General features: G+C 27.0%; 9 protein-coding genes and 1 pseudogene. 4 read left to right on the top strand and 6 right to left on the bottom strand.

Annotation, left to right across the window (positions count from 1 at the left end; all coding sequences use genetic code 11):
- Window positions 1–127: 127 nt before the first annotated feature.
- From LQ693_RS12685 to LQ693_RS12675, 3 genes are all read left to right on the top strand, one after another.
- A complete protein-coding gene (locus tag LQ693_RS12685; protein WP_119489785.1) occupies window positions 128–346 on the top strand; it encodes a DUF1413 domain-containing protein in 219 nt (72 codons plus the stop codon).
- Between the two features lie 5 nt (window positions 347–351).
- The gene (locus LQ693_RS12680; RefSeq protein WP_119489787.1) at window positions 352–972 is read left to right on the top strand and encodes a hypothetical protein; all 621 of its coding nucleotides are present in this window, start codon (window positions 352–354) and stop codon (window positions 970–972) included.
- A 262-nt stretch (window positions 973–1,234) separates the two neighbouring features.
- Complete coding sequence (locus tag LQ693_RS12675; RefSeq protein WP_000690626.1) at window positions 1,235–1,810, top strand: recombinase family protein; 576 nt, start codon at window positions 1,235–1,237, stop codon at window positions 1,808–1,810.
- A 137-nt stretch (window positions 1,811–1,947) separates the two neighbouring features.
- On the opposite strand, the gene LQ693_RS12670 is transcribed toward LQ693_RS12675, so the two are convergent.
- From LQ693_RS12670 to LQ693_RS12645, 6 genes and pseudogenes are all read right to left on the bottom strand, one after another.
- A complete protein-coding gene (locus LQ693_RS12670; protein ID WP_239743710.1) occupies window positions 1,948–4,710 on the bottom strand; it encodes a TrlF family AAA-like ATPase in 2,763 nt (920 codons plus the stop codon).
- A 165-nt stretch (window positions 4,711–4,875) separates the two neighbouring features.
- Window positions 4,876–4,971 carry a type I toxin-antitoxin system Fst family toxin gene (locus LQ693_RS12665; RefSeq protein WP_080352382.1) on the bottom strand — a complete coding sequence of 32 codons (96 nt, stop codon included), beginning with the start codon at window positions 4,969–4,971 and terminating at the stop codon, window positions 4,876–4,878.
- 110 nt (window positions 4,972–5,081) lie between these two features.
- Window positions 5,082–5,900 (bottom strand): hypothetical protein, encoded by an 819-nt coding sequence (locus LQ693_RS12660; protein WP_204169119.1) that lies wholly within the window; start codon window positions 5,898–5,900, stop codon window positions 5,082–5,084.
- Window positions 5,901–7,035: 1,135 nt separating this feature from the next.
- Window positions 7,036–7,194, bottom strand: a pseudogene (locus tag LQ693_RS12655) (rhodanese-like domain-containing protein); the annotation flags it as partial.
- A 116-nt stretch (window positions 7,195–7,310) separates the two neighbouring features.
- On the bottom strand, window positions 7,311–7,853 hold the full coding sequence (locus LQ693_RS12650) for a hypothetical protein (RefSeq protein WP_231411151.1): 543 nt from the start codon (window positions 7,851–7,853) through the stop codon (window positions 7,311–7,313).
- Between the two features lie 933 nt (window positions 7,854–8,786).
- The gene (locus tag LQ693_RS12645; RefSeq protein WP_074347719.1) at window positions 8,787–9,743 is read right to left on the bottom strand and encodes a replication initiator protein A; all 957 of its coding nucleotides are present in this window, start codon (window positions 9,741–9,743) and stop codon (window positions 8,787–8,789) included.
- Between the two features lie 414 nt (window positions 9,744–10,157).
- On the opposite strand from LQ693_RS12645, the gene LQ693_RS12640 reads away from it, so the two are divergent.
- Complete coding sequence (locus LQ693_RS12640) at window positions 10,158–10,880, top strand: DUF536 domain-containing protein (RefSeq protein ID WP_074347720.1); 723 nt, start codon at window positions 10,158–10,160, stop codon at window positions 10,878–10,880.
- Window positions 10,881–10,957: the final 77 nt, after the last annotated feature.

The raw sequence follows: 10,957 nt of genomic DNA, 5'->3' as shown, positions 1-10,957 counted from the left end.
CCTTGTTAAATTGTTTATATCTGAAATAGTTCATACAGAAGACTCCTTTTTGTTAAAATTATACTATAAATTCAACTTTGCAACAGAACCAGTAAACAACTAAATAAAATTGAAAGGTTGATTGTTAATGGTAACGTTGAACGAAGTAATTAGAAGAGCTGAAAGTAAAGATGATAAAAACCCCTTTATAATAAGAGATTTATTTACAGATCAAGAGTGGAAAAACGCAAAAGATGTTAAAGCAATAGGGAGAGCTTTTCGTGATGAAGTAAGACAGAAACGAGTTAAAGGTGTGCGTCATAAATGTAGAAAGCTCAATAACCATAACGAATATGTAAAGGAATAGTGAATATGAAAGTAGTAAGTAATTTGTTTTTGTATATAGTTTTACCGTCAGTCATTTGTGGCTTATTTATATGGCAAGTAGATAATTTTGAAAGTTTCTTCAAACAGTACCCTCATGCTTTCGACGGTTTAACATCAATCCTTGCTTTAGTAGCAACTACTATAAGTATTGTCATTGCTTATAAGTCATATAAAAATAGCGTAGAACAGGAAATAAGAAAGGAACAAAAACAGAGTAACCTTTTAAAAGATGCTATAAACAGAAAAACGCAAAAATTGAGAACACGAATTAATACAGTGAATTTAGAATATACTGTAAACCATGAAGTAGAGGGTTTGGATTTACTTTATACAGTGATGAAAGATAAAGATACACAATCAGATATTTTAGAATTTAAAGATATTATCGATAAGGAACTTTCAGAAAACCCTACAGGCTTTACAGAAAAAGATACAGAGTTAATAAGTAATCGAATTATGAAATTAGAGAATTTGTCAGTTATGGTAGGTATTTACATGGAGAATGAGGGCGAAGGATCAAGCACAACTCCTCAAGGAGCTTTAGGTAGAAATTCATTAAAAGAATACATACAGCAAAGTATCGATGCAGTTACGAATAAATTTTGATTATATAAATTTAGTTATCTAATCACAAAAAGCACCTAACCAGTTATGGATTAGATGCTTTTTTATTGCAAACATTCAAGAACATATAAATGAAAAAGAGTGTACAGAAAATAACCATTTTCTGTACACTCTTTTTTTATATCGAAATAAGTGAGGATTACATTTATTTTTATGTTCAGAAACCCAATAAAAAATCTATGTTCATAAAAGTACCCGTATTTAAGTTATGGTACACTAATGATGGATATAGGAGGTTTGTATTTTGAAAATAGGTTATGCAAGAGTTTCAACAGGATTACAAAATTTAAATTTACAAGAAGATCGATTAAATGCATATGGTTGTGAAAAGATATTTAACGATCATATGAGTGGTTCAAAAAGTAAAAGACCTGGTTTAGATAAAGCAATTGAATTTGCAAGGTCTGGAGATACTATTGTTGTTTGGAGATTAGATAGACTAGGACGTAATATGGAGGATTTAATTACATTAGTTAATGAGCTTAACGAACGAGGTGTAAGTTTCCATAGTTTAGAAGAAAATATAACGATGGATAAATCAAGTTCTACCGGACAATTATTATTTCATTTATTCGCAGCATTTGCAGAATTTGAACGTAATTTAATTTTAGAACGTTCTTCAGCTGGTAGAATTGCAGCACGTGCTAGAGGACGGTATGGTGGAAGACCCGAAAAATTAAACAAACAAGATTTAAAATTGCTCAAAACACTTTATGATAATGGTACGCCAATTAAGACAATTGCTGAACAATGGCAAGTTTCACGTACAACAATTTATCGTTATCTCAATAAATTAGAAGATGAAAAGAGTGATAAGTAAATACAACTTAACTTTCAACAATAATAAAAGTTAAAAAATACACACTAATCATACGTTTAAGCTATTATAAATTCAACAACTTCATTTGTATGATTAGAATGTACTTAAAATAGACGTATATGCATAGTAGTAATATGTTACCTAAAATTAATATACTTACTTTCTCTTTTTTTAAATGCTTCTTGGCCACCTTCTAATATATCAAAAACATGTTCTTGAATACTTTTTCCGTGAAAATCACCTAACTTAGGATCATCAGAAATAGATTCTAAAGCACCATTTTTATATTCAAACCTTACTTCTTTATTTTCTTTTAAATCTTCACTCACGTCTTGATTAGCTACTATAACATTTTCAGAATCAGTTAATACTGCAAGGTTCGCATTATGAGTTACCATTATTATTTGTCGTTGTTCACTAATATCTCTTATTAAGTTAACTAATTCTTTAGAAATAGTTCTATTATCTAAGTTATCTTCTGGTTGATCAATAAGTATTGGAAACTTCTCATTACTCACATAAGTTAACAGTTTTAAAATTATTAAACCACTTTTACCTGGGGACATCTCTGTTATCAAATCCTCACCATCTGATAAATTCAAAGTAATTTCATAATAGGGTATAGTCATATATCTAATCATAGATATTCTATCTAAATCTTTTTTAAAAATATTGCTTTCTACTTCTAACAATTTATCAATTCCATTACTTATTAAAGATGGGAAATTATCTAGGTTATCTATTTTAAAATATCCATCTTCGTCTATTATTTCTTTTAAATGGGGATTGTTCAATTTTCTTCTATCAATTCTGTTTATAAATTCATCGCTAAACCTTTTGTGATTAAACATTGGTTCTGGAACAATTTTAATACCTTTAATATTAGAAGAATGACTATTAATACTATCTTTGTATAAATTCACCTTTTGGTAATAGCCATTTACTATTTCTTTTATTTTATTTATAGAAAATATATATGCATCTTTTATTTCCATTCTTTTGTTGTTCAATTTCTCAATTTTTATTTTTTTGTTTTTCTCAATTTTTATTTCCTTATTTAACTTTTCAATAAGTTCTTTTTTTCTAAGCTTTTCATTTATAGGTTTTAGTTTGTTATCAAGAGTGACTATTTCCTTATTCTTACCTTTTATGATACTTTCCTTATCTTTTTCAAATGCTTCTAATTCTTTTACAATTTCTTTTTCATTTGATTTAATTCGTTCTAAATATCTACTTTTATATTGTTCTACATCGTTTTCAAATTTACTTTGTTCTAGTTCGCTTTTAACACGCTCATTTTCTTTTTGTATTTTCACTTTTAAATCATTAGTTTCTTGAATTATCTTTTCATTTTTGAGTATAGTTTTTGAAATTTTTTCTCTTTCACTTTCAATAGCTTTTAATGTCTTCTGTTCTTCTTCAGTTATTTCACTTTCTTTTAGCTCTTTTTGAAGTTGTTCATTCAGTCTTTCTATTTCTTTTCCTACGGATTCAACATTTCCAATATTTCTTATACCTTCATCAATAGTCTCTTCTTCTTTGAGATAGGTCTTTATCTTTTCTATCTCACTTTCTATTGAAGAATTATAGGTTTTCATATATTCGTCATATTCTTGAAAACTTTTTAATATATTATGATTCTCTAATAAAGTCATTTTTATCTTATTTTGCAATAATTCACTTCTATACTGCTCAGCCAAATTATTAATGTACATTTGTGGTATATATAATAATTGTCTTGAATTATCATCTATACTTGAATATGTTCCATCTTTCCAAAAAACTCGGCCTCCTAAATCGTCTATAAATGACCCTTTATAATTATTTTTCCAAAGATTTTCACTTTCAATTTTATTAATTATAGAAGAATTGACAATTTGTGCTATTTTATATAATAAGATAGATTTTCCAGAGGATTTTCCTCCTATAATTACATTTAACCCCGAAGATAAATGAATACTACTCTTTCCTAATGTCTTTCCTTCTTCTTTAAATTCAATTTTGTCTATCACATTATAATTTATTTTGTTTTCTGGATGATTTGATTGAATTTTAACCCTCTTATTAGGTTCATGTTTAATTTGCTTTAATCCTTCAAAGCTACACTCACTTTTTATCCATGTGTATCTACTTTCATCAGGTTCACATATTTCTTCATATTTGTGAGCATCTGATCCATGTATACACGGAATTTGTCTTTTTAATTCATTTTCATTACTATTCAAAAAATATTTTATAGTAGAGGGAGTACTACTAAATATAAAATCACAATATTCATATATTTTTTTCTTTTGTGCAGCTTGTTGACCATCTTTTAAACCAGAAACGCCATCTGAGCTTTTGTTTGAAGCACCTATCAAATAGTTCCCTTCAAAAATCTTATTATTTCGACTTAATATTTTTACGACATCATCTATATTAACCTTAAACTGTTTAACACCTTCCGATAGAGCTTCCGAAGCTGATAAATTAGAATTATTTGTGAAATCTCTACCTAATCTAATAAGTTCTTTTTTATTACAAGAATAGCTGCTATCTTTACTATGAAATTGTAATTTATCCAAAAATAATGTTTGAATATATTCATCTACTTTATTCGAAAAAATAATATGTAAATTTATTCCTTTATCTTTACTAGTAAAATTATCTAACCTTAACTCAACGTTAGGAAGTAGTAAATCAACATTTTTCAATCGACCTTTATCTTTAAAATCCTTCACGATAAAATAGTCTTCTATGGTAAAATAATTGGTAATTCCTAGTACTTTTACGCTTTTACTTTCAATAGTACTAATATATTTTTCCCAATCTCTATTTTTAAATTGGTTGTTTTGCCATGTTCCTGGTGTATGTATATGTAAATCCCATATGTTCCAATCAGATCCTCTATTTATTTTCATTCAATATCCTCCTTAAAATTTTAGTTATACATATTATATTGTATTTAACTTTGCATTCCTATCTACTATGATGTTATAATACAATTAACAAAGATGTCGTGCATGTATGCACCAAATCCCCTAACTATGCCAGTAGTTAGGGGATTTTTTGGTGTGACTAGTCGCCTATTTATCATTGCGATTGCGTAGCCAGTGCGCAAATAAAGCAACGATACAACCACTTGCTGCTGTGGTCATGATATTTACAAAGATGTCGGTCATTGCGTATGCACCTCCTCTCTACGTCAATTTGACGCCAGAGATAGGCGACTTGTATATTATATCATCTCCGAATATACGATGATAGGTAACTTCTGATAAGTTGAATTATGTTATTTTCTATACGGTATTTTCCTTCTACCAAACCATAATGAATATAATTTATAACCACCTACTATAATGTATGTAGTGAATAATATAGAAGGACATGTCATTAATAATTTAAATTTTATTAATGATATCTCTAAATTGGTAGACCAAAGTGTAAATATTGAAGCTATAGATAACCATAAAATATAGATAGCTAATAAAAATAATACACTATAAATTACTCTTCTCCAGATTAAAGGAAGTATTTCGAATTCTTTAAAATTATTTGTGCTGATATCAAAAACCCATTTGTATTTTGGTATAAATACCAACCTACCTTCCCTACTTTTTATATCTTCCACTGTTTCCTCGTATATTTTTCCATCTTCATCTTCATAAATTAAATTATCAATTCCGTTATAATTCAATCGCTTTGAAAGTTTAAAATACTTTTTTTCTCCATCTTTATTAATTAACTCTAAAAGAAAAAATTTCCTTTTCTTAATCCAAATGGGTGAAAGTAACAGTGCGAAATACATAGAATACATAAATAAAAATATTAAGTATCCATAAAAAGTTTGCTGATGTTCTTTCATTTCTTTTATACTAATTTGAGTAATTACTTCAGATAATGTTAAAAGAATTAACATGCAAATCATGATTGAAACCATTATAAATATAAAAAAATTTGAAAGAATTGATAAAGCTTTAGTACTTTTTTGATTCATTTCAACATGGTGTAACTTTGGAAATGAGATTTTTTTTATTACTATCGATCCAAACACAACGATTAAAATTTGCCAAAATAATAAATCCCGAGTAAATAACTCTAAAAACTCCATGATAATTCCTCCAATAAAAAAATTAATACATAACTATTATATTTCACTATATATATGTATAATTTTCGATAATAAACGGACTAATTGCAACATTAAAAGCAGAAACACATGATGGTGAATTATTAAGAAGAATATTCAATAATTAGTATCAAAATAAAACACTGATCTATTATGATTGGTGGTTTATTTTTTGTTTAATCAACACAAAAAAAAGAATTTATAAGGCTTTTTTTAGAATTTAAAAGAATTTATAAACGTATAAACGTTGATTTAATAGGCTTGTAAAGAATTTAGATACAAGTTCACTCAATGCCGCTGCACAAAAAATGTAAAAATGCACATTTGTTTTTTGTTAAATTTTGTAATCTCGTAAACCATTGATATAATAGGCTTTATAAGACATTTACTTTTGAGCATAAGACCGTTTGTAACGGGCTAGATACCTCAGCTATGCTGAGTGACACGCTAGTGGCATTGTATCCCCTTATGCTCTTAGGTTAGAATCTCAAAAGAAGTTATAAGAGAAGATAACCTAATATAATTAGAATGAATCAGGATAAAAATTAATTTGATTCGTCTCATTTAAACCATATATTAAAGTGATTAATTTTTAATATTTTAAAATTATTCCACGGCGTTTAAGGATCTATTAATAAAGTAATCCTTCAATAACTCTAAAGAAAATATTGCACAACGAGTAACTTTAGCTATAATTTTTTCTAATAATAATTCCCCATTTCATTTTTTGTTTTATGATTTATTGGATCAATTTAATTTAAAAATAATCATTAATAATTTGAAAGCACAAATTAATTATCACTCATTCACAAATTGAATCTTTAAAATACAAAGTCTATATCCATGATTTTTCAAAATCATTTGTATATCTTTTATCAGAAATTCAAGTTTAAAATTTACTCTTCCCCAATTCATTTCCTGTTCAATTTGTAATATATAAAAATGTTAATCAGGTTTTTTACACAGATATTATTTCACCATTAAAAACAAATAATGACTTTTTATCCTAAAAATTTTAATATTCTTGTCATAATTAAATTGCTATTAATATCAAAGCAATGAAAATCATTTCAAAAAATATTCCTTTTTCAGAAGAAAAAGGAATCAAACAATAAAATTATTCTACATCTTCTAAAGGTAAGCTCATGCCTTTCCAACCTTCTAAAGCTCCAGCTAATTCATATGCTTCAAAACCATGCTTGTAAAAATCTAATAAAGCAGCCTTACCTAAAATAGTTCCACCAGTCCAATCATAAACTACATATATCTTATCTTTGTCTAAACTAGATACCAATAATTAGCTAAAAAACTTATTACTGAGCGAGTTTCCATAAAATAATCATCTTTTAAACATATTTAAGAAGTATATATAAACGATCATTATTTGATCGTTTATATATCTAGAAATGGATTTTCTTTATTTTGTACTGTTTTTCTTGCTTGCTCTGTAAAATGAAATTCTTCTAAACCATTTACTAATGAATTATAGTAGTAGCCTAACATTGCTTGAACTGATTCGCGTTTCTTTTTCATTTCTCGATTGACAGTTATTAAAATATCCATAATTTTTTCCGATAAGAATGGGTTTTCTTCGAACATAAAGAATAAACTATCACCACGTCTATTAGCTGCTTCCCTTTTAGCTTGCATAATTTTATTTATAATACTTATGCTATCAGCTAATATATATCTACTTTTAATGAATTCTTGTAAGTCTTTAGGTAAGTTTTTTAATAAATGAGATTGTTCATCAATTAAATAATTATCATTTTCATGGTTTGAATGGAGTGAATGGTCATTTATTTCAGGCATACTATCTATATTATTACCACTCATTCCATTCATTTCACTAATATCAGTATTACTAATATCAGTATTACTAATATCAGTATCATTTGCGTATGATTTTGATACGTCTTGATGTATGTTTTTCATATTTCTTGACGTATGATTTTGATACGTCTGGACGTATGATTTTGATACGTCCTTGTCATTACTGACGTCATCGCCATTTTCTTCGCTAATTATAGTATAAATATCATCTTGTGTAACAACTGGCTTTTTAAGATATAATTTATTAGGTTTATTTAAACCAACTCTTATTTGACTAAATAAATCTGCTTTTTCTAGCTCTTTTTATTTTTGTTAATTTTTCTTTTCTACAATTTAAGATTTCCATTAGCTTTTCATTTGAATAAATACTAACAAAGAAAAAAGCAGATAAAACGAACATTATTGTCACATTCAATAAATTTTCTCGGCATAAATGCGTCGTCTACTTTTTTCTAGAACGATTAATCAAGAAATAACCTAAAAGGCCACAAATCAAAATAAATAAAAATATAAGCATTTTCTATCTCCTTTTTGGCAAAACTTTATCACAAGACTTATTAAAAAATTAAATACCCTTATTTTGGATTTTAAGGGGGCATTTTAAAGATTTAGGGGTAAAACATATAGTTTTATACCTAAAAACCTACATAAGCTTTTAAAACGCAAATATGAGCCGAATAAATATATTCTAATTCTACAAACTAAAATTTGATCAAAACCAGTGACTAATTTTTTAGACACTGCCCATTTACATGCAAATTTAAAAATTGGCATAAAAACTTGTCAACCATGCCGGTTGAACGCTATAGTTCCTGCAGAGGCAAAAGGCATAAAAAAAACGCTAGCTTTTGAGCTAACGTTCATTATTTCGTTTTATAATTTGAGTCAGTTTTGCAATAGCTATTAAAACCAACATTGGTATAACTCCAAAGATAAATGACATCCACATATGACAAAACTCCTTATCAACAGTTAAAAATTCGGACTTTGATTGAATATTTTTAAGTTTCTTTGGGTAATGTAAGTACATTGAAATTAAATATTAAAAATATTGTTGCCTGTCATATTTTTTCTTCTCATATCTGCTGAATATAATTCTTCGAGTTCAGTTAAAATTGTTTGCATTAAGTATCCTTGCATTGAATGGATTGTTTCCTTTTGACCTTTAACTCCTCTGTCGTATATTGCTTTTTTAAATCTCTTTAAAGCAATTAATATTTCATCTTCAATATCTTCTAACATATAATACGCATCATCGTGATTTGAGTTAAACGATTTTTTGGCTTTAAGAATAATAGCTTTTATCATTTCTAAATCTCTATAATTATAATTTAATAAATAATTCGTTAATTGATCTGGGAATTCTTGTAATAGAATTTCTTTATAATCTTTATCATCCAAATTATTTGAAAATTGATTTGTGTGATTTGAATGATTGCTTATTTTATTTTTAGCCGCTATATCATTCAAGTCATTCATATCATTATTCTTAGTCTTTATATAATCAGTATTACTTAAGTTAGTATCATTAGATTTTGATTTTCGAAATTCTTGTTTTTTGATTTTCAAAACTCTTGAATTTTGATTTTCACTATTCTGGAATTTTGATTTTCGAAATTCCTTGTTGTTACTGGTTTTGGAAGGCTTTTTTGGTTCTAATATATATATCTTATTAGGTTTGTTTAAACCCATTCTTTCTTGTTCTAATAAATTAAAATTTTCTAATTCCTTTTTAATTTTAGTTACTTTTTGAGTTCCGCAATTTAAAAGTTCACATAAATCTTTAGTAGTAAATATTAAATATACATTCCCATTTTCATCAATCCAGTTATTCATTTTAGATAATTCAAAACGATCTCTAAATATACAGTAGGCAATTTTTGAAGAATCACTAAGTTTCCTAAAATATTCATCTTCAAATAAAAATTTATAAAGTTTATAAAATCTTTCTTGTTCAAATTCTTGTATTGTAATTCTTTTGAAATTTGACATAATAAAAACCTCTTTCCGAATTTTAGTATGGTAAGAGGTAATAAAACGCTTTTATATAGCTTTACATTTATTTAACGATTTAAGTTCTTGCACTAAGGTGACATTCATTATATAATACAAGTATAAAATTGATATTAAACAAACGTGCCGCAACGTTTTATTACCAACCCCCAACTATTACCAGTAGTTGGGGGTTTTAATGTGTTAAGACTATTATAGCACTTTAAACAAGGTTATAAAAGGAGAAAATAAGAGTTTGTCAAGGGTTGATAAAGGCTTGTCAACAACTATAAACCCTTGACAAACCTTTGACGAAATAAGATCATTTCATCTTTTATAACTTTGAATATAAACCTTCATAAGTTTATAATATAGCATAAAGGGTTGATAAACATTTTATAAAGGGTTGATTATATGAAAAGTGTGAAAATCTTAAGTGAAGAATTAGGGGTTAGTAAGCAAACAATTTTTAATAACATTAAACGATTGAATATAGAGACATTGAAACAGGAAAATACTTCCTTTATTAAAGAAGATACGGATATAGAAAAAATTATTCAAAGGGTAAATGAAAATAAAAAGAAATATGGTTTTGAAAGTACTGCAGAAGACAAACAAAAAAAAAAGTCAGATAATAATGTTGAATCCAAAAGTAATGCTCAAATAGTAGAAATCCTTAAAAAACAGATTGATACTTTAAATGATCAAATTGAAAGACAAGAAAGTCGTCATGAAACAACAATTGAATTTTACAGAAAAGAGTTGCAAGAAAGGTCAAAATTGCTTGAAAATCAACAAATATTAGCATTAGAAAGTAATAAAAAAATTCAAAAGTTAGAGAATCAATTAGAAGAAGAAAGACAGCTTAATTACTCTTTTGATAAAGTGACTAATGATAGAAAAAATATTAATGCACAAGAAGCCGATTTTACTGTAGAACCTAAAAATACTAACCAACAACAAGAGGAAAATCAAACAACGGATTATAGTGTTATATCTGGTGAGAATAAGGATGAAGATATAAAAAAAGTTACTACAGAGGAAGAGAAACGAGTTAAAGAACAAGAAAGTGAGACTAATAATGAGGTGGAGCAGCCATCTAAAAAAGGATTTTGGAGTCGTTTGTTTGGTAACTAATTATATTAAAAAGCACGACAAGTTCATGAACTTGTCGTGCTTTTTATGTGGATAGAACTTCTGATAATCATCGATTA

The organism is Mammaliicoccus sp. B-M6 (assembly GCF_022386965.1).
GTDB lineage: Bacteria > Bacillota > Bacilli > Staphylococcales > Staphylococcaceae > Mammaliicoccus > Mammaliicoccus sciuri_A.
The sequence above is the reverse complement of the archived record's forward strand: the minus strand, read 5'-3'. Positions and strand labels throughout refer to the sequence as shown.

What these genes read in the sequence shown, in the direction of transcription:
- LQ693_RS12665 (WP_080352382.1), bottom strand. Translation starts at nt 4,971, where the DNA reads ATGACCGACATCTTTGTAAATATCATGACCACAGCAGCAAGTGGTTGT.
- LQ693_RS12650 (WP_231411151.1), bottom strand. Translation starts at nt 7,853, where the DNA reads ATGAAAAACATACATCAAGACGTATCAAAATCATACGCAAATGATACT.
- LQ693_RS12670 (WP_239743710.1), bottom strand. Translation starts at nt 4,710, where the DNA reads ATGAAAATAAATAGAGGATCTGATTGGAACATATGGGATTTACATATA.
- LQ693_RS12685 (WP_119489785.1), top strand. Translation starts at nt 128, where the DNA reads ATGGTAACGTTGAACGAAGTAATTAGAAGAGCTGAAAGTAAAGATGAT.
- LQ693_RS12680 (WP_119489787.1), top strand. Translation starts at nt 352, where the DNA reads ATGAAAGTAGTAAGTAATTTGTTTTTGTATATAGTTTTACCGTCAGTC.
- LQ693_RS12660 (WP_204169119.1), bottom strand. Translation starts at nt 5,900, where the DNA reads ATGGAGTTTTTAGAGTTATTTACTCGGGATTTATTATTTTGGCAAATT.
- LQ693_RS12640 (WP_074347720.1), top strand. Translation starts at nt 10,158, where the DNA reads ATGAAAAGTGTGAAAATCTTAAGTGAAGAATTAGGGGTTAGTAAGCAA.
- LQ693_RS12645 (WP_074347719.1), bottom strand. Translation starts at nt 9,743, where the DNA reads ATGTCAAATTTCAAAAGAATTACAATACAAGAATTTGAACAAGAAAGA.